The organism is Glycomyces sp. NPDC021274, from assembly GCF_040641195.1.
GTDB lineage: Bacteria > Actinomycetota > Actinomycetes > Mycobacteriales > Micromonosporaceae > Glycomyces.
In genome coordinates this window covers 389,770-408,769 of the sequence record NZ_JBFADC010000004.1, presented here as the reverse complement: position 1 = coordinate 408,769, position 19,000 = coordinate 389,770, and the positions used below count along the sequence as shown (strand labels likewise).

The window sequence follows — 19,000 nt, the reverse complement described above, 5'->3', positions numbered from 1 at the left end:
CCGACCACAGGCCGTAATATTCGTCCATCAACAGCGCAGCGATCGTTGCGCTAAACCACCGTGGTCACGTTCTGCACCAGCGGTGTACTTCCATTCAAGCGGGTGCTCCCGCTGACCCTTTCTGTCCTTTTTGGAGTGTGCATGCGCATTCGTGAGTTCTCCGCTGAGCTCGCTTCGCGGCTCAAAGTCGCCTACGCGGTCCGGAATGTCGACCTGACATCACCCGGGCTGACCCTGGTCGACGGATGCGCGCCCCGACCCGGCCACATCCTGGCCGCGCGGGTCGACGCGATCGGGCACCACAACTGGCTCGAGCTCGGCAACGGCCGCAAGGCCGCCATCTACCCAGGGGACGAGATCCTCCTGGCATTCGGCGAGCGCTACGCGCCCGACCAGTACGAGTCCCGCGTGCCCGAAGTCCTCGGCAGCTCCGTGGACCTCGTCGCCGCCGGCGGCGTCGCGGGCGAGGTCCTCTCGCGCCACGGCGACATGCGCCCGCCGACCCGGCTGGAGCCGCTCGGCATCCTCGCCGACCGCGAAGGCGTCCCGATCGACCTGCGGCGCTACAGCGTCCTCGCGCCGTTCGGCCTCGGCGACCACCCGCCCGTCGTGTGCGTCGTCGGCACCTCCATGAACGCCGGCAAGTCCACCACCGCCGCCAGCGTGATCCGCGGCCTGTCGCGCGGCGGCCGCCGCATCGCCGGCATCAAGATCACCGGCACCGGCGCCGGGGGCGACCCCTGGATGTTCCGCGACTCCGGCGCGGTCGTCGCCGCCGACTTCACCGACGGCGGCTACCCGACCACCGCAGGCATCCCGGTGCCCGAACTCGCCGAGCTCGCCCAGACGCTCTACCACCACGCCGCCGCGCACGACGTCGACGCCGTGGTCATGGAGATCGCCGACGGCATCCTCCAGGCCGAGACCTCCGCGCTCCTGGAGCACCCGCTCGTGCGCGAACTCGTCGACGGCGTCGTCCTCGCCGCAGCCGACGCCGCCGGGGCCCGCTACGGCGCGCAGCACCTGCGCGGCCTCGGCCTCCCGGTGATCGCCGCCTCCGGCAGGCTCACCCAGTCCCAGCTCGCCATCCGCGAGGCCATGGCCGGCATGGACGCCCCGGTCTACACCCCCGGCGAACTCGCCGAGGCCCACGTGGCCCAGGAGATCCTGGCCCTCGCGGGCGTGGCCCGAGCCCGCCGCGCAGGAGTCCTCGAACTCGGCGAGGCCGCCTAGCGACGACCATGCGAGAACATAGACCGGCGATGCCCACCGCATCGCCGACCAACCGCACACAGGCAGACGACGAAGGCGGTGCGCGCAGCGCACCGCCGTTTTTGTGCCCTTAGGACGGCTTTAGCCCTGCGTATGCATGTCGGCGACTTGACTCGCTCGCACCACTTTCTGCCACCCCGGACCGATACCGTCTCGTGACGATGGCAGCCTAGTCCTGATTGCGCCGATGAATTAGGCTCGGATTCGTGTGCCGCCCCGAGGCACCACCAGGGCCCTTCTCGCGCTCGCGCCCCGACAATCCGGCATAGCTGACCCCGCAGAGGATTTCCCCCTTATGACCACTCGCAACGTCGACGCCCGACGCCTCAACGTCAAAGGTCTGCTCATAGCGATAGGCCTGCCGGTGGTACTCGTCGGCGCGCTGGTGGCGACGCTGCTGGGGACGGGTGCGTTCAGCCGCGACAGTGAGCTGGAGGACGAGAGCCTGTGGCTGTGGACGACCCCGGCCGGTGAGATCGCCCGGGTCAACGGCCTCACCGCCGCCACCGACGTGCGGTTCCCGCTCACGGACGCGGCGGGCAACGAAGTGCAGATCGTGCAGACCGACTCGCACCTCCTCCTGCGTGAGATCGTCTCGGGGAAGGTCTCGGCCATCGACCTGTCCACGCTCGAGCTGACCGGTGAAGCCGAGACGGCCCCCGGTGAAGGTGTGCGCCTGGCGCTGGCCGATGAGGGCGCGTTCATCATCGATCAGACGCAGGGCCTGGTGAACCAGGTGGATCCGAGCACGCTCGCGGCGATCGGTGACCCGTTGCAGTTCCCCGCTGGGTTGACCGGTGGTGCGTTCGACAAGTCGGGGAAGTTGTGGGTGGGTGTGCCGCGTGAGGGCACGATCGTGCAGATCGAGCCGAAGGACCAGGGCGCGAAGACCGTGGCGACGGAGGTCGTGGCCGAGCCGCGCCAGGAGTTGGCGCTGACGGTGCTCGGTGATGGTGTGGCGGTGTTGAACTCGACGGCGAAGCAGATGACGACGCTGCGTTCGGATGGTCGCAGGTCGGTGACCGATGTCGAGCTTGCGGGTCCGGCGGAGACGGCGGAGACGAGTCCGGGGACGATCGCGTCGGTGACCGTGACGGACCCGCCGTCGGTGATCACGGTGAACGATGAGGAGTCGCAGCGGTTCGCGATCGCGGCGGCACCGTCGAACCTGCTGGGGGCGTCGGTGGAGTTCCATCAGCGGATCTATGTGCCGGATGGTGCGTCGGGCCTGGTGTGGGTGTACGACCTGGAGGGTAAGGAGCTGGACCGGATCGAGATCGATGCGGGCGGCGGTCCGGTGGAGATGTACCACACCGGTGACACGTTGTTCGCGAACGCGTTGAACACGAACGCGGCGGTGGTCGTGTCCGCGAACGGGAACGCGCGGCAGGCCGAGAAGGACCGCGACGACATCCTCGGCGGCAACGCCCCGCCCGAGGATGACGACTCGCAGGGCGACGAAGGCGACGACGAGGGCAGCGAGGAGTCCGCTCCCCAGATCGGCCCGCCCGGCTCGGTCACCAACCTCCGCGGCACCGTCGGCGACGGCCTCATCAACCTGTCCTGGGACGCCGCGCCGAACAACGGCTCCGCGCTCACCAAGTACACGATCGAAGGCGCGGGCGAGACCTGGGAGATCGCTCCGGACCAGCGGGTCCTGGAGATCGGCGACCTCACCAACGGCACGCCGTACAGCTTCACCGTGACCGCCCACAACGCCGAAGGCCAGGGCGACCCGGCCACCTCGCCGACGATCACGCCCTCGGCCGACGTGCCCGACCCGGTCGGCAGCGTCGAAGCCGTCGCGAACAACGACGGCACCGTCAAGGTCTCGTGGGACGAGGCCAACGGCCAGGGCAACGATGTCAGCGGCTACCAGATCGAGGCCATCGCCTCCGGCAAGCAGGTCGTGGTCGGCCAGTCCGACACGACCACGTTCACCGTTCCGGAAGGGACCCTCGACTACGGCACCGGATACGTGTTCCAGGTGACGACCCTCGCCGGGGCCGCCGCCTCCTCGCCCTCCGCGCCGTCGAACTCCGTGACGCCGTTCAACGTGCCCGAAGCGCCGACCGACCTGCTCGCCGAGACCGCCACGGACGCCGCCGGGTCGATCGACGTGAGGTGGCAGAAGCCGTCCGACAACGGCCGCCCGATCGAGAAGTACATCGTCCGCGCGGGAGACAAGGCCAAGGAAGTCTCGAACGCGACCGCTGTTCGCATGGACGGCTTCGCCGACGGCGAGCAGGTCACCGTCTCCGTGACCGCCGTGAACGAGGCGGGCGAGTCCGAACCGGCAACGACCACCTCGAACACGATGGTCGCCCCGCAGGTCGCCATCACCGGCTGGTCGAGCGACACCCACTACATGACCATCGAGTTCACCTTCGACGACGGCGGCGGCGACGCCGAGTGCCAGCTCGTCAGGCACCCGTCCTCCGGCGAGGTGCTCGACACCAAGGAGGCGTGCGACGGATCGATCACCTCGACCAAGTACTACTCGTCGACCGAGTACACCTGGGCCGTCAAGATCACCAACCCCGTCGGCTCGGTCAAGTCCGGGAAGCAGCTGACCGAGACCAAGGCCATCAACGGCACGGTGTACTTCGGCTGCTCCGAGCAGAGCACGAACTACTGCGATAAGCCGAACGCAGACGGCGGCGGCGCCGACGGCGTTTCGATTCGCAGCCAGCCGAGCGGCGGGAGCCACCTCGGCTATGTCAAGACCGGTAGGACGCTGACCGCGAAGTGCTGGACCACCGGCCCAGAGGTGAAACCGCGCGGTCCCGAGTCGGACGGCACCCACGACTACCACCCGGGCAAGGACGCCACCGACAAATGGATCCGCGTGAACTACGGCGACAACGAGAACGCCTTCATCTCGTTCGCCTGGTTCAACATCGACGGCGAGGGAAAGAACTCGACCGGCGGCCTGGTCCCATGCAACTAGCAAGGAGAACTCCCCGTGCACGACACCGAGCACACCCACCCGCTGCAAGTGCCTAGGCGCATGCAGCAGCCGGTGACGCTGGGCGCCGCGCAGGCCGAGCAGTTCGCGGCGACGTTCGAGGCACTCGCCGCGGCCGTCGACACCGTGCTGCTCGGCAAGCAGGAGGTCGTGCGGCTGGCGCTGACGGCGATGTTCTCCCAGGGCCACATCCTGCTCGAGGACGTGCCCGGCACCGGCAAGACCACGCTCGCGCGGACGATCGCCGCCGCGGTCTCCGGGCAGTGGCGGCGCATCCAGTTCACGCCGGACCTCCTGCCCTCCGACGTGTCGGGCGTGACGATCTTCAACCAGGCCAGCGGCGCCTTCGAGTTCCACCCCGGCCCGGTCTTCGCGAACATCGTGATCGCCGACGAGATCAACCGGGCCAGCCCGAAGACGCAGTCCGCGCTCCTGGAGGTCATGGAGGAGGGCCGCGTGACCGTGGACGGCAACCCGCACCAGGTGCCGCAGCCGTTCCTCGTCGTCGCCACCCAGAACCCCGTCGAGATGGACGGCACCTACCGCCTCCCCGAAGCCCAGCTCGACCGCTTCCTCGTGAAGCTCTCCGTCGGCTACCCCGTGGAGGCCGCCGAGATCGAGGTCCTGCGCGGCACGCACCAGCGCAGCCCCGAGCACCTGGCCCCGGTCATCGACACCGAGACGGTGGCGCAGATGGCGGAGATGGCCAAGAACGTCTACATCGCCGAGCCGCTGTACGCGTACCTCGTGCAGCTCGCGAACGCGACCCGGAACCACCCGCAGGTGGCAGTAGGCGTCAGCCCCCGCGGTCTCATCGCGCTGACCAGGGCCGCGAGCGTGTTCGCGCTCTCCCAGGGCCGCACGTACATCATCCCGGAGGATGTGAAGGCCCTCGCCGGACCGGTGTTCTCGCACCGCATCCAGACCGCCCCGGACGCGGCCATGCGCGGCGTCACCGGCGCCCAGATCGTCACGGACGCCTTCGACCAGGTCCCCGTGCCACTGCCGGCCTCGGCGGCATGAGCGAGACCGGTCAGGCCGCCGGAGCCGGACCGGGCGAGGCCGACAAGTCCATTGCGTCCCGCGGCCGGAGCGGGCGGCGAGCCGACTCGGGCCCGAAGGCCCCGTCGCGCCTGCAGAACCTCGCGCTGGCCGTCCCGGTCACCGGACGCGGGGTCGCCCTCGCGCTCGCGGCGGTCGGACTGCTGCTCGCCGGCTGGATCTGGGGCTACCCGGAGTTCGCCACGCTCGGCGCCGCCGCCGCGCTGGCCTGCGTCGCCGCCGGTTCGGTGATCGCCGCGAAGCCGCGCCTCGAAGTCGAACGCTCCGTGAGCCCCGACCGGATCTCCGTGGGCCAGACCGCCACCGTCAATCTCAACGTGCGCAACGCCGGCCGCTGGCGCGCCGTGAACGCCCGCGCCGTCGACGCCTACGGCGCTCCGCCCATGCACGGCTCGCCGGCGTCGCCGGTCGGCGGCCTCGAGACGCGCCGCGTCGCCATCCCGCTCGCGCGCCTGCGCCCCGGCCGGAGCGCCGGGGCGAGCTACGCGATCCAGGCCGAGCGCCGCGGCGTGGTCGACGCCGGGCCGCTGAGCATCGGCAAGCGCGACCTCCTCGGCCTCGCCGCGACCGCCGGGAACTTCGGCCCGACCGCGCGCCTGTGGATCCACCCGCGCCTCCACCAGCTCGCCCGCACCCCCGACGGCCTCGCCCGCTCCCTCGAAGGCACCGCGGACAAGGTCGAGCAGGGCTCGCTCACGTTCCATGCGCTGCGCGAGTACGTGATCGGCGACGAACTGCGGCACGTCCACTGGCGCACCTCCGCGCGCATCGGCAAGCTCATGGTGAAGGAGCACCTCGACACCTCGCTGCCCACGGTCGCGATCGCGATCGACGACCGCGCCGAAGCCTGGGCCGCCGAAGGCGCCCCGGCCGGGCAGTCGTGGGCCGCGCCTTTCGAGGCCGCCTGCGAGGCGGCCTACTCGGTCCTCACCGCCTGCTTCCGCGCCGAGTACCACGCGGCGCTCGTGCCCGCGTCCGGCGCGGTGGTCTCCGGGGCCGGCCGCGACTCCTACGGCGACCTCCTCGCCGAGCTCAACCCGGACGCGAAGGACTCGCTGAGCGCCTACGTCTCCCGCCTCACCGCCGCCCGCTACGGCGACACGCTCGTGTGGATCACCGGCACCGAGCCGCCCACGGACCGCCTCGCGGTCCTCAAGCGCGCCTACCCGACGGTGATCGCCGTGCACCTCGCGGCCGGGCTCCCGACCTCCGCCTCGCTGGCCGGGGGCGTGCCCACGATCCGCGCCGCCGACGGCGAGCAGTTCGCCGCGGCCTGGAACAACGGCGGGACACGGCTGTGAGCAGGGCGAACAGGGACCAGAGCAGGCAGCGGCGCACGCGCTACCGCCTGCGCGTCGCCGCCGTCGCCGCGTGCCTCACGCTCATGTGCCTGGTCGCGAGCAGCGTGGCGGCCCGCGTCTACCACGGCCAGATGCTCCTGGCGCTGTGCGCAGGGGCCGCGTTCGCGGCGTTCGCGATCGGCTTCGCGCTGCGCAACCGGCCCGCGTTCCTCGCCCCCGGCGTCTCGGCCACGGGCCTGGCCGCGTACCTCCTCGGCGCGATCGCCCTCACCAGCGACGGCACCGACCCGCTCGGCGTGACCGTGGTCGACGCGCTGGTCAACGCCGTGCCACGCACGCTCACCGCGCTCATCCCGGTCGAGCCCGTGCCGGACACCGTGGTCGTACCCGTCTTCCTGACCTGGCTCGCCGCCACCCTCTCGTGCGAGTTCGCGATCCGCTACGGCCGCACGCTGCTTGGCTGCCTGCCGCCGACGCTGCTGTACGGCGCGGGCCTGTACCTGGTCGGCCCGAACGCCGACGCGGGGCCGCTCTACGCGATCGCCTTCTGCGTGCTCGCCGCCGTCGCCTTGGCAGTGACGGCCGCGCCGCCCGAGCGGCGGCCCGACCGCGACGCCACAGTGGATGGAGAGACGCCTTCGCGCACCCCCGCGCTCATGGGCGCGGTCGTCACGGCCACCGTGCTGGTCGCGGCGGTCGCGGTCCTCGGCCCGGCCGCGGCCCGCCTGGTCACGACCAGCCCCGGGGACCCGCGCGAGTACGTGGAGCCGCCGCAGCTCACGGACATCGACCTCAACCCGCTCGTGCGCATCGCCGAGTGGGCCAAGTACCCCGAGCAGGAGCTGTTCAAGGCCGACACGAGCGCCGACGCGTGGATGCGCCTCGCCGTGCTCACCGAGTACGACGGCACCACCTGGCAGTCCACCGGCGACTTCCGCACCGCGGGCACCGTGGTGCCGGGCGCGGGCGAGGCCACCTACTCGGCCGACATTGAGATCATCGAGCTCGGCGGCAAGCTCGTGCCCGCCCCCGCCGACCCCGCGAGCGTCACCGACCTGCCGATCGCCGTGAACCTCTACACGAAATGCCTGCTCACCCCGGACGGCCTCGCCACCGGCACGAGCTTCCACGTCGACGCCGCGCTCGTCGGCAACGACCCGGCCGGCGCCGAGTCGGCCCGCCCCGACCTCTCGGACGCCACCACCATCGCCGTGCCGCCCGGGACCCCCGAGATCATGGCGACTATCGCCGAGTACATCAACGCCACCTACGACACGCCTTACGAACGGGCCCAAGGGCTCGCGGACTTCCTCTCCCAGCACTACTCCTTCGACGCCGAGGCGCCCTCCGGCCACGACCTGCCCGCCCTCGGGTTCTTCCTCGGGAGCCCCGTGACGGCGGGCGGCCAGCGCGGCACGTCGGAGCATTTCGCCTCCGCGTACGCCGTGATCGCCCGCCTGGTGGGCCTGCCGAGCCGGGTGGTGGTCGGCTTCGACGTGCCCTCGGGTTCCAGCACGGTGACGGCCGCGCAGGGCCAGGCCTGGCCGGAGGTCGCGTTCGACGGGCCCGGGTGGGTGCGGTTCGATCCGATGCCGGCCGCGGGGGTCGCTCCGGTGCCGCCGGAGGACACGCTGGAGCAGATGGAGGAGGAGACGCCGAGCCCCGAGGAGGCAGAAGGCGGCGGCGGTGAGGCCGAGGACTTCAACGACGAGGCGCTGGAGCAGGACGGCGACTTCAACGAGGAGGCCGGGCAGGAGGACGCGGGCGTCCCGCGCTGGGTCTGGTACGCGGCGGCCGGGCTGCTGCTGGCCTGTGTTCCTTTGGCGCTCAAGGCGAGGCGGGCGCTGCGGCGTCGCCGGCGGCTGCGGAAGGGGACGCCGGCGGAACGGATCGCGGGAGCCTGGGCCGAGGTGCTGGCGGAGGCCGCGCGGGCGGGCGTGAAGGTGCCCGCGCACGCGAATGCGGAGGAGGCCGCGGTGCGGCTTTCGGCGCTCGAGGCGGATGTCGGGGCGCTGCCGAGACTGGTGAACGGTGCGGCGTTCGCGCCCGGGGCGGTCTCGGAGGCGGACGCGAATGCGGCGACGGCGCTGGTCGCGCCCTTCTCACGGACAATTCGGCATCAAGTGAAATGGGTGAGACGTTTCCTCACTTAACTTGTGGCCGTTACGAGTTGTTATGACCGTCGAAATTTGATCAAGGGCGGGGCGATCCCACTCCGTGGTGTTGACCTGGCAGACTGTGACGTATGGAGAACCCCTTCTTCTCTGTCCGTTTCCGCGGATACGACCGAGCCCAAGTCGACCGTGCCGTGGCCCGCATCAGACAAGCCACCGAGGCCGGCGCGCCCCCGCACCCCGACTCCCTCAAGAACCTCGGCTTCCAGCTGACCATGCGCGGGTACGACACCAGGGAGGTGGACGAGTACTTCACCGAGGTCGCGAGAACCCTTCGCGGCGGCTAGTCTGGTGGCGTGACCGCGCAGGATCCGTATCAACCTCACATGCAGCCGCCGCCCCAAGCGCCGCCCGCTCCGCCGGTCCACGGCTACGCGCAGCCGCAGTACCCGTACCCCTACCCCTATCCCATGCGGCCGATGCAGCCCGTCTGGCAGCCGATGGCAGTCCCCGCACCTGTCCTCGTCGACGGTTTCGCCCTCTGGTTCCCGCGGCTCAAGCCCATCCCTTCCGGTCCGGCCATCGGTTCGCTGGTGGCCGGGATCGCAGGGACGGGCGGCGCGGTCCCCGGGCTGATCAGCGCGATCTTGAACCCTTGGGCGGGGCTCACGTTCTTCATGTCCATGGCGCTCTTCGGCATCGGCTCGGTCGCCCTGGCCGTGTACGCGAAGCGCCAGATCCGGAACGCGCAGGGCGGCGTCTCGGGCAAGGGCGTGGCGACGACCGGCCTGGTCCTCGGGCTCGTGGCCTGCGGGCTCGCGCTCCTGGTCGGGCTGATATCCCTGGTGAACGCTTAAAGGACGCACGCGACGGCGGCCCGCTCATGCCGAGCGGGCCGCCGTCGCGCGTCGTCTAGCAGTAGGTGTTGAAGTGCGACTGGATCGCGCTCTTCTCTGCGGCGTTCACCGTGAGGTCGTACAGGTACTTCACGTGCGTCCAGGCCTTGACGTAGTCGCAGCGCACCGCGCTGTTCGGCGGCATCCACTCGGCCGGGTCCTTGTCGCCCTTGCTGGAGTTGACGGAGGTCGTGGCGATCCACAGCTGCGGCGAGCTCACGTCGTTGGCGAAGGCCTGGCGCTGGGAGGTGGTCCAGCGGCTCGCGCCGGAGGCCCAGGCCTCGGAGAGCGCCACGACGTGGTCGACGGTGGCGTTGGAGACCGTGGTGGTCCAGACGTTGTCGAAGTCGGACTGCCAGCGGCCGGAGTCGGGCTGGCAGTCGGAGCCGGTCTGGACGTTCTGGCCGTCGCGCTTGAGCACGTACTGGCGGGCGGTGCAGCCGCCGCCGACCGAGGACCAGTGCGGGAAGAGGTCGCGGTCGTACGAGTCGCCGTTCGACTCGTTCGCGACGGTGAGCTGGTTGAGTTCGGACTGCGCTGTGGAGAGCGAGGGGATGCCCGGGGGCCGCACGGCCTCGGCGGGGGCGGCGTCGAGCACGATCACGGCGAGGACGGCGAGCGAGGCGGCGGTCGCGAGTGCGATGGCGCGCTTGGAGACGCGTTTGACGGCATGCATGGAGGCTCCTGTGGGGGGAGTGACCGGCGGATTCGGGGGGACGGGCGGGAACGGCGCGAGGAGAATGCGACGTTCACTCGCGAATCATCGAATCATGGGATGTCAGTCACGCGCAAGGGGCGAAGTCAATCTTTTACCCACAGGACATTGCAAACTTACGCAATCATCCCGATGTGGACACGCGGGCTCGCGGCCGCCGCGTCGCGGCAAGTCCGGTTAGACGGGCGGACAACTGGGTACGATCGCGGCATGACGATCAGCGGCACCGAATCGCGCCTCGATGGCCTGGCCCTCACCTACCTGCCCGAAGACCTCGGCATCCCCTCGGATTTCGTGAGCGAATGGGAAGGCGTCGACTGCACTCAGCGCGTGTGGGAGACCGAGATCGAGCCCGGTACTTGGCGCGTCGACCTCCAGGTGCAGGTCATGCGCGCGCCGCGGCTCAAGGACGCCCAGTCCCTCAAAGAGTTCCTCGCCGAGTACCACGAGCGCGGCGACGACTGGGAGCCCGGCGCCTTCGGCGACGACGGCTTCGCGAGCGAGCGCGAGATCGCCCGCCTCATCGAGCCCGGCCTCGCGGTCGAGGTGCGCGACCCGTTCGAGCGCAAGGGGTTCGAGGCGGTCAAGGCCGTGGCCGAGGGCATCCGCTACCCCGAATGACCTGCGTGTTCGGGAGTACAGATCACATTCCGCATTCGACGCTTCCCCATTAGGTTAGGCTCGCCTATGCTCTAGTGCGTGCCCTCAGCCGCCGCCCGCCTGCGACCTGCTCCGACCGCGCGCGGACGCGCGCCCGCGGCGGCCCGCAACCGGGCACTGGCCGTCGCCGCCTCCGCGATCGCGTTGGGGCTCATCGTGATCGCCTCGCTCGCGATCGGCGCCCGCGACCTCACCCCCGCCGAGGTCTGGCACGGTCTCACCCGCGCCGACGCCATCGCGGCCGCGGTCGTGTGGGACCAGCGCGTCCCCCGCACCGCCGTCGGCCTCCTCGCCGGAGCGGGCCTCGCCGTCGCCGGAGTCCTCATGCAGACCCTCACCCGCAACCCCCTCGCCGACCCGCGCATCTTCGGCGTCGCCGCCGGCGCCAGCCTCGGCGTGGTCATCGGCCTCAGCGTCCTGGGCCTCACCGGCATCGGCCAGTACGTGTGGCTCGGCATCGCCGGCGCGCTCGCCGCCGGGCTCATCGGCTACGCCGTCTCCACCGTCGCCGCCCGGAACACCGGCGGCGGCACCGTCACCTACGCCCTCTGCGGCGCCGCCCTGGACGCGAGCCTTTCCGCGATGGTCTACGCCGTGCTCGCCACGGACGTCCACTCCTTCGACCAGTACCGCTTCTGGGCCGTCGGCTCGCTCGCCGGACGCGACGCCGAAGTCGCCTGGGGCATGGCCCCGTTCCTGCTGGGCGGCATCGCCCTCGCGTTCCTGGCCGCCCGCGGCATGGACGGCCTGCAGCTCGGCGCCGAGACCGCCGCCGGACTCGGCCACCGCGTCGGCCTCACCCGGGCGACCGCCGCCGTCACCGTCGCCCTCCTGACCGGCGCGGCCGTCGCCGCCGCGGGACCGATCGGCTTCATCGGCCTCGCCATCCCGCACCTCGCCCGGTGGGCCGTCGGCGCGAGCCACCGCGCGCAGATCGCCCTGAGCCTCATGCTCGGCCCCTGCATGCTGCTGACCGCCGACATCATCGGACGCGTGATCGTCCCCGGGGAGGCCCCGGCCGGGATCATCTGCGCCGTGATCGGCGCACCGCTGCTCATCGTGCTGGTAAGGCGAGCAAGGACGGTGACCGCATGAGGCCCGCAGGCGTCGGTGCCGACCGAAGCGGAAGGGCCGCGCTGCTCCGTGCGTCCGGCCGGCCCGCGGAGCCTCGCAGAGGGCGCGCCGTCCGCGTCCGCCGCTTGTGGACGGTGACCGCATGAGCCGCACCGAACTCCCGCCGCCCGAACCGCGCACACTGCGGCTCCCCGGCCGCACCGTCGTGCGCTCCGGCGGGCTCTCCCTCACCTGGCACCGCCGCAGCGCCGCCGTCTGCGTCCTCCTCTTCATCGCCCTGCTCGCGGCCGTCACCGCCGCACTCTGCCTGGGCGACACCTACATCACGTTCGCGGACACGCTCGCCACCCTCACCGGCACCACCGGCTACGACCGCACCATCGAAGTCCTGCGCCTGCCCCGCACCGTCCTCGCCGTCGCCGCCGGTGCCGCGCTCGGCATCGCCGGAGCGCTCATCCAGTCCGTCGCCCGCAATCCCCTCGCCAGCCCCGACATCATCGGCGTCACCGCCGGGGCCGGACTCGCCGCGACCTTCGCCCTCACCGCCGGGCTCTCCTACGCGCTCCTCGCCCCGGCCGCCCTCACCGGCGGCCTCGCCGCCGCCGCGCTCGTCCTCCTCGTCGCCTCCCGCGGCTCGCTTTCGGCGCCCCGCTTCGTGCTCGCCGGCGTCGCCGTCGCCGTCCTCCTCAAATCCGGCACGCAGATCCTCCTGCTCTCGGCCGACGCCATCGACGCCCAGCGCGCCCAGATCTGGCTCATCGGCACCCTCGCCGGGCGCGGCTGGACCGAGACGGCCTTCCTCGGCGCGTTCCTCCTCCTCGCCCTCCCCGCGCTCGTCTGGGCCCAGCGGGCCCTCGACACCACCGACCTCGACGACCCCACCGCCACCGGCATCGGCGTCCGCGTCACCGGCAGGCGCATCGGCCTCGCCGTCCTCGGCATCGTCCTCGCCTCCGCCGCCGTCTCCCAGGTCGGCGCCGTCGAGTTCGTCGCCCTCGCCGCGCCCCAGGTCGCCCGCCGCCTCGCCCGCACCTCCCGCCCGCCGCTGCTCGCCTCCGCCCTCACCGGCGCCGTGCTGCTCGTCCTCGCGGACTGGCTGGGCCGCACCGCCTTCGGCGACTACCAGATGCCCGCGGGCGTCCTCACCGCCGCGCTCGGCGGCGTCTACCTCATCTACCTGCTGCTGACGAAGGGAAACCGAAATGAGAAGAAGACTGCTGGCCTTCGGCGCCGCCTCGGCCTGCGCGCTCGCGCTGGCCGCGTGCGGGACGTCTGACCCGGCCGCCGAACGCAACGAGGCCGAAGGCGAGACCCGCACCATCGAGCACGCCATGGGCGGCTCCGAGATCCCCGCCGAGCCCCAGCGGGTCGTCGTCCTCGACACCGACAAGATCGACACCGCGCTCTCGCTCGGCGTCACCCCGGTCGGTGCGGCCCGCGCCGGCGAGACCGAGCTGCCCACGTACCTCGGCGACCTCTCGGGCGTCACCGTCGTCGGCACGACCTCCGAGCCCGACCTGGAGGCGATCGAGGCCCTCGAGCCGGACCTCATCCTCGGCTCGAAGTTCCGCCAGGAGGCGTTCTACGACGAGCTGAACGCGATCGCCCCCACGGTGTTCACCGAGCAGGTCGGCATCACCTGGAAGGAGAACTTCCTCCTCGACGGCGACGCGCTCGGCAAGGGCGAGGAGGCGAAGCAGCTGCTCGAGGACTACGAGACCCGCGCCGCCGACTTCGGCACTGCGCTCGGGGACGCGATCGGCACCGAGGTGAGCCTGGTGCGGTTCATGCCCGACCAGATCCGCGTCTACGGCCCGGACTCCTTCTCCGGCATCGTCGTCGGTGACGTCGGCCTGGCCCGGCCCGAGCTCCAGCAGCTGAACGGTGCGGAGGACCGCCGCTTCGCCGAGGTGTCGGCCGAAGAGCTGGACACCGTCGGCGGCGACGTGATCTTCTACTGCGCCTACGGTGCCGACGGCGAGTCGATGCTCGCCGACTACACCGGCGGCGAGCTGTGGCAGTCGATCCCGGCCGTGCAGGGCGGCACGGCCCACCAGGTCGACGACGAGGTCTGGATGACCGGCATCGGCGTCTCCGCCGCCGGCATGATCCTCGACGACCTGGAGCAGTACCTCCAGGCCTGAGTGGACGAACAGGGCGCGCCTCCTCGCCGGGGCGCGCCTTTCGCGTGGAGCCCGGTCGACCTGCGGACGCGGCGCCGAGGTGACGTCCGCGGGCCGAATTGTCCCTTATGCTTACCGGACCGATCGGACAAATGCGACTTTCGAGGCTCGCTCGTATCGGTATCTCCAGTTTCTCCAGCGATCACGCAGGGACGACACAGTGAAGACTTTTGCCAGACTGGCGACGGCTGCGTCCGTCATCGCCGCGGGTGCCCTGCTCGGCACCCCGGCGGCGGCGCAGACCACCGGATGCGGGTACGGGACGGGCGGCGAGTTCGCCAACACGATCTGCTGGATCGACATGAGCGGCTTCGACCAGACGACCGCGATGAGCGCCGCCGGGCAGCCGATGTCGATCGAGCTGACCCCCGACTACACGATGACGTTCACCTTCAAGGTCGCGCCGGGGGCCGGCGGCTACCGCGTGCTCAACGAGACCGCGTTCCCCACCTACAACAAGGCCCCGATCGGCAACACCGCGTACACCGGCACCCCCGGCAAGCCCGCGCTCTACCAGCAGGTGGACGGCGGCACCGGCGCCTCCGGCGACCTCGGCACCCTGACGATCGAGAACCTGGTCGTCACCGGGCCGGACGGCACCGCCGTCGACGGCTACGGCATCGTGATGGCCGACGCCGAGACCACCAACCGCCAGGAGGGCCTCACCTTCACCTCGGACCAGCCCATCGAGGAGCTGACCCGCGCCACCATGCCGGACGCCCAGCCCGCGTGCGGGCAGGAGCTCTCAGGCCTCGGCACCACCTCGGTGACCTGCAAGGGCAACACCGCCGGCGGGCTTCCAGTCGACGAGATCGTGCTCTACTCGGTCGCCCCCACCACCGCGACCATCGGCTTCCTCGACCGCACCGCGAACGCCGTGCAGGGCGTCGCGTTCGGCATCCTCACCGCGAAGGTCGGGATGGACAAGACCGTGGTCGACAAGACGGACGAGGCCGACTCGTTCGCCATGACCATCGAGGACGACGACGGCCACGTCATCGGCGAGGGCTCCACCGGCGGCGGCGACTCCGGGACCATCGAGTCCCAGACGATCCTGGCGTCCACCGGTGGCCGCGACTACACGCTCGCGGAGACCGCCGAAGGCGGCACCGACCTCTCGACCTACACCCAGGACTGGGCCTGCACCAACCACGGCGCCGAGGATCCATCGCTGCCTTCGGGGGAGGGCACCTCGCAGGTCGTGAACGTCAAGGTCGGCGACGACATCCGCTGCACCGTCACCAACACCGGCACACCGCCGGACCCGTCTCCGAGCCCGTCTCCGAGCCCCGACCCGAGCCCGAGCGGTTCCAAGGGCCCGACCGATCCGGCCACCTCCAACGACTCCGCCGACGGGGCGCTGCCGGTGACCGGCGGCTCCGCGATGCTCTACGGCACGCTGGCCGCGCTCGCCCTCGCCGCGGCCGTGGTCGGCTGGCTCATGATCCGCCGCGCCCGCCGCGCCTCCGACGAGTGGCCCAGCATCTGATCCCTTGCGCAGCAAGAAAAGAGGAGGCCGGGCCCGCAGGCCCGGCCTCCTCTTTTACATCGGTCTCAGCCCGCGTTCGAGTGCCGATCCCGTCCCGGCAGCCGTTTGGCGGGCGGCGCGGCCCGACTTCCCGCCATCTGCGGGTATCGCGGCGTCCGCGGCCGGTCGAGGATGGAGGGGCATATCAACGCAGATCCGAAGGAGCCGACCGTGCCTGAAGAGACGTCCACCGCCGTACTCGGTGCCGTGACGACCCGCCCGCCCTTCGACCCGGAGCTCGTTCCCGCCGAAGTGATGCTGCGGGAGGCCACAGCCGCACCCACGATCGAGTCGCTCCCGGCGGTCAGGGCGGCCATGCAGGACGGGTTCCTCGGAGCGGAGCCGACGGACCTGACCGCAGGCGGACGCGTGCGGGTCGAAGAACGCCGGGTTCCCGGTCCCGAAGGCGCACCGGAGATCACGCTGCTCATCCTCAGCCCGGTCGAGGCCCGTGGCCCGGTCGGCGGCATCTTCAACATCCACGGCGGCGGCATGATCGTCGGCGACCGCCGAACCGGCATCGAGATGTACCTGCCCTACGTGGTCGACGGGGACGCCGTCGTGGTCTCGGTCGAATACCGCCTCGCCCCCGAACACCCCGACCCCGCACCGGTCGAGGACTGCTACGCCGGTCTGGTGTGGACGGCGAAGCACGCGACCGATCTCGGCATCGACCCGGACCGTCTCATCATCGCCGGCGGCAGCGCCGGCGGCGGCCTCGCCGCCGGGACCGCGCTCCTCGCCCGCGACCGGGCCTTCCCGCAGCTCAGCCACCAGGTGCTCGTCTGCCCGATGCTCGACGACCGTTTCGCGACCCACAGCAGCCGCATGCTCGACGGCGAAGGCGTCTGGGACCGCAACGCCAACCTGTTCGGCTGGACCGCACTGCTCGGCGAACGGCGCGGCGGGCCCGACGTGTCGCCGTACGCCGCGCCTGCGCGCGCCCAGGACCTCGCCGGACTGCCGCGCACCTACATCGACACCGGTTCGGTGGAGGTCTTCCGCGACGAGATCCTCGACTACGCGACCCGGCTCTCCCAAGCCGGCGTGAGCGTCGACCTGCACATGTGGGGCGGCGCGTTCCACGGCTCGGACATGATGGCGGGGCACGCGGCAGTCTCACGCGCCTCGAACGCGACCCGCGACGAGTTCATCCGGCGGGCCCTCGAAGCCTGAGGCGAGCGCTAGCCTTCATCCCACGAGCAGCAACGTCGCCGGCTTTGGAGGTTCGCGTGCGTGAGCTCATCGGCAGACTGGAGTCCAGCAGCGACCCCTCGGCCGCCGCGCTGCGCGTGATCGACCATTTCGACCGCCTCGTCGAGGAGCGGGCCACGGCCGCCGCCGTGGTCCGCGCGGCGGCCGCCCTGGCGGGCTGCCCCGCCGGACTGCACGACGCCGAACGCGGTGTCATCCGCCGGTTCGACCCCGCCGGCAGGCGGCTGCCGGACACCGAGGACGCCTCGACGGCGAGAGCGGCCGTGCCCGGAAGCATCGGCGTCTGGGTCTGGCTCGAACGACCCGACGCCGCGGCGGCGGGGCCGCTGGATTCGCTGCTGCTGGAACGCGCGGCCCGGACGGTCCAGGCACTCAACCGACCCGACCCGCGGACTCCCGGGGCCCTGATCCGGGTCGCCTGCGACCCCGACGCGGCCGACAGCGATCGCCGCAACGCTGTGAAGGACCTCGGCCTCACCGGCCCGATCACCGTCATCGTCGGCACCGACCCCGGGGCGAACGCGTCGCTCGCGACGACCATCGGCCGGTACGCGATCGCGCTGGCTACCCGGGCCCCGGACCTGCCCTCCGGCCTGCGGGCGGGCACCGCGACGGCGAGTGAACCGGCAGCCCTGCCGACCGCATTCGAACGCGCCGCCACCGCGTTCCGCCTGGCCGATCGCATCGACGGGCCGGGCGCCTCCGTAGTGCGCTACGAGTCGCTCGGTGCAACCGCCGCTCTGGCCGAGCGCTTCACCCCGCCGGAGGCTGCGGGCGTTCCCGACGTCCAGCGGTTGGACGCGGCCTTGGCGACGCATCCGTGGCTGGTGGACACGCTCCAGGCCGCGCTCGACCAGACCAGCCTGCGCCAGGCCGCGAGCAGCCTCCACGTCCACCACTCCACCCTCCAGGAGCGGCTCGCATGGCTGGAGGCCCGGCTCGGCATCGCGCTGGCGCAGCCGGGCGGACGCCAGCGCGCCGCCGTGGCCCTCGTGCTCTGGCGCATCGCCCACAGCGAGGATTCCCAGCCCCCGGAGTGACCCGGCCCAGGCGGAGTCCATATTCGATGGTCAGCGTGGAAGTCGTCGCGTCGCGCGCTTTGATTCAGCGCGCGCTGTCGTAGCGCTCGCGGGCTTCGAGGACTTCGGCGGTGTGGGCCTCGGCCCACTGCCCGATCGCGGCGAGGGGGCCGTGCAGGGTGCGGCCCAGTTCGGTGAGCTCGTATTCGACGCGGGGCGGGACCTCGTTGAAGACGAGGCGGGTGACCAGGCCGTCGCGTTCGAGGTCGCGCAGGGTCTCGGTGAGGACCTTCCCGCTGATGCCCTCCACGGAGGCGCGCAGATCCCGGAAACGCGTGCGGCCGCGGCCCAGCACGATCACGATCATGGCAGTCCACTTGTTGGCGATCCTCGCGAGTGAAGTCCGCGAGGGGCACGTCTGCGTCAGGACGTTCCAGTCAGGCTCGTATGACATGCGACACAAAACTCCAATGGTTACGTTGAAGTGACTGGTTTCCAAAAGTGACTATAGACCGGAAGCAGCAACAACGCAAAGAACGAGGAGCGAACCGATGAGCGATTCCGTCAACACCGCGAAGGTGGCCCAGCGCTACTACGACGCCATGTCCTCCGGCGACATCCCCACCGCCACGGGCCTGTTCGCCCCCGACATCAAGTGGCACCAGCCCGGCGGCCACCGCTTCGCCGGCCTCAAGGACGGCCCCGCGGCCGTGGGCGAGATGATCGGCGGCCAGATGGAGCTCACCGCCGGGACGTTCGCTCTCGAGTTCACCAGCGGACCGATGGTCAACGGCGACCTGGCGGCGTTCACCGTCCACTTCTCGGGCAAGCGCGAAGGCGCCGAGATGTCGATGGACGGCGTCGACGTGCTGCGCGTCGAAGGCGACACGATCGCGGAGATGTGGCTGTTCTCCGCCGACCAGGACGCCGAGGACGCCTTCTGGGGCCAGGCCTGAGCGAACACCATAGACACGGCCCCGCCTCCGATGCGCT

General features: G+C 71.3%; 17 protein-coding genes. 15 read left to right on the top strand and 2 right to left on the bottom strand.

Going from position 1 to position 19,000, the window contains the following annotated elements; genetic code table 11:
- Positions 1-141 precede the first annotated feature (141 nt).
- From AB0I03_RS12800 to AB0I03_RS12770, 7 genes are all read left to right on the top strand, one after another.
- On the top strand, positions 142-1,233 hold the full coding sequence (locus AB0I03_RS12800) for a DUF1611 domain-containing protein (protein WP_360410965.1): 1,092 nt from the start codon (positions 142-144) through the stop codon (positions 1,231-1,233).
- Positions 1,234-1,567: 334 nt separating this feature from the next.
- Entirely contained in the window at positions 1,568-4,222 is a 2,655-nt protein-coding gene (locus AB0I03_RS12795; protein WP_360410962.1) for a fibronectin type III domain-containing protein, read from the top strand.
- Between the two features lie 60 nt (positions 4,223-4,282).
- Complete coding sequence (locus AB0I03_RS12790) at positions 4,283-5,263, top strand: MoxR family ATPase (protein WP_360411085.1); 981 nt, start codon at positions 4,283-4,285, stop codon at positions 5,261-5,263.
- Positions 5,260-6,603 (top strand): DUF58 domain-containing protein, encoded by a 1,344-nt coding sequence (locus AB0I03_RS12785; protein ID WP_360410959.1) that lies wholly within the window; start codon positions 5,260-5,262, stop codon positions 6,601-6,603. The genes AB0I03_RS12790 and AB0I03_RS12785 overlap by 4 nt, the downstream gene beginning before the upstream one ends.
- Entirely contained in the window at positions 6,600-8,756 is a 2,157-nt protein-coding gene (locus AB0I03_RS12780) for a transglutaminase-like domain-containing protein (protein ID WP_360410956.1), read from the top strand. The genes AB0I03_RS12785 and AB0I03_RS12780 overlap by 4 nt, the downstream gene beginning before the upstream one ends.
- A gap of 92 nt (positions 8,757-8,848) precedes the next feature.
- A complete protein-coding gene (locus AB0I03_RS12775) occupies positions 8,849-9,064 on the top strand; it encodes a DivIVA domain-containing protein (RefSeq protein WP_360410953.1) in 216 nt (71 codons plus the stop codon).
- A gap of 39 nt (positions 9,065-9,103) precedes the next feature.
- Complete coding sequence (locus AB0I03_RS12770) at positions 9,104-9,574, top strand: hypothetical protein (RefSeq protein WP_360410950.1); 471 nt, start codon at positions 9,104-9,106, stop codon at positions 9,572-9,574.
- A gap of 55 nt (positions 9,575-9,629) precedes the next feature.
- Here the strand turns inward: AB0I03_RS12770 and AB0I03_RS12765 are convergent, their stop codons facing one another.
- Entirely contained in the window at positions 9,630-10,289 is a 660-nt protein-coding gene (locus AB0I03_RS12765) for an HNH endonuclease family protein (protein ID WP_360410947.1), read from the bottom strand.
- Positions 10,290-10,538: 249 nt separating this feature from the next.
- On the opposite strand from AB0I03_RS12765, the gene AB0I03_RS12760 reads away from it, so the two are divergent.
- The 7 genes from AB0I03_RS12760 to AB0I03_RS12730 all read left to right on the top strand — a co-directional run bounded on the left by AB0I03_RS12760 (position 10,539) and on the right by AB0I03_RS12730 (position 18,028).
- The gene (locus AB0I03_RS12760) at positions 10,539-10,949 is read left to right on the top strand and encodes a hypothetical protein (RefSeq protein ID WP_360410944.1); all 411 of its coding nucleotides are present in this window, start codon (positions 10,539-10,541) and stop codon (positions 10,947-10,949) included.
- A 78-nt stretch (positions 10,950-11,027) separates the two neighbouring features.
- The gene (locus AB0I03_RS12755; RefSeq protein WP_360410941.1) at positions 11,028-12,083 is read left to right on the top strand and encodes an iron ABC transporter permease; all 1,056 of its coding nucleotides are present in this window, start codon (positions 11,028-11,030) and stop codon (positions 12,081-12,083) included.
- Between the two features lie 121 nt (positions 12,084-12,204).
- Entirely contained in the window at positions 12,205-13,338 is a 1,134-nt protein-coding gene (locus AB0I03_RS12750; protein ID WP_360410938.1) for an iron ABC transporter permease, read from the top strand.
- Positions 13,265-14,206: an iron-siderophore ABC transporter substrate-binding protein gene (locus AB0I03_RS12745; RefSeq protein ID WP_360410935.1), complete on the top strand. Its 942-nt coding sequence runs from the start codon at positions 13,265-13,267 to the stop codon at positions 14,204-14,206. The genes AB0I03_RS12750 and AB0I03_RS12745 overlap by 74 nt, the downstream gene beginning before the upstream one ends.
- Before the next feature lie 199 nt (positions 14,207-14,405).
- Positions 14,406-15,734 carry a CshA/CshB family fibrillar adhesin-related protein gene (locus AB0I03_RS12740; RefSeq protein WP_360410933.1) on the top strand — a complete coding sequence of 443 codons (1,329 nt, stop codon included), beginning with the start codon at positions 14,406-14,408 and terminating at the stop codon, positions 15,732-15,734.
- Between the two features lie 210 nt (positions 15,735-15,944).
- Positions 15,945-16,949, top strand: coding sequence for an alpha/beta hydrolase fold domain-containing protein (locus AB0I03_RS12735; protein ID WP_360410931.1), 1,005 nt, complete (start codon positions 15,945-15,947; stop codon positions 16,947-16,949).
- A gap of 56 nt (positions 16,950-17,005) precedes the next feature.
- Positions 17,006-18,028, top strand: coding sequence for a helix-turn-helix domain-containing protein (locus AB0I03_RS12730; RefSeq protein WP_360410928.1), 1,023 nt, complete (start codon positions 17,006-17,008; stop codon positions 18,026-18,028).
- A 64-nt stretch (positions 18,029-18,092) separates the two neighbouring features.
- Here AB0I03_RS12730 and AB0I03_RS12725 read toward each other — a convergent pair whose 3' ends face one another.
- Positions 18,093-18,461: a helix-turn-helix domain-containing protein gene (locus AB0I03_RS12725; RefSeq protein ID WP_360410926.1), complete on the bottom strand. Its 369-nt coding sequence runs from the start codon at positions 18,459-18,461 to the stop codon at positions 18,093-18,095.
- Between the two features lie 97 nt (positions 18,462-18,558).
- On the opposite strand from AB0I03_RS12725, the gene AB0I03_RS12720 reads away from it, so the two are divergent.
- Complete coding sequence (locus AB0I03_RS12720; RefSeq protein ID WP_360410923.1) at positions 18,559-18,963, top strand: nuclear transport factor 2 family protein; 405 nt, start codon at positions 18,559-18,561, stop codon at positions 18,961-18,963.
- Positions 18,964-19,000 lie beyond the last annotated feature (37 nt).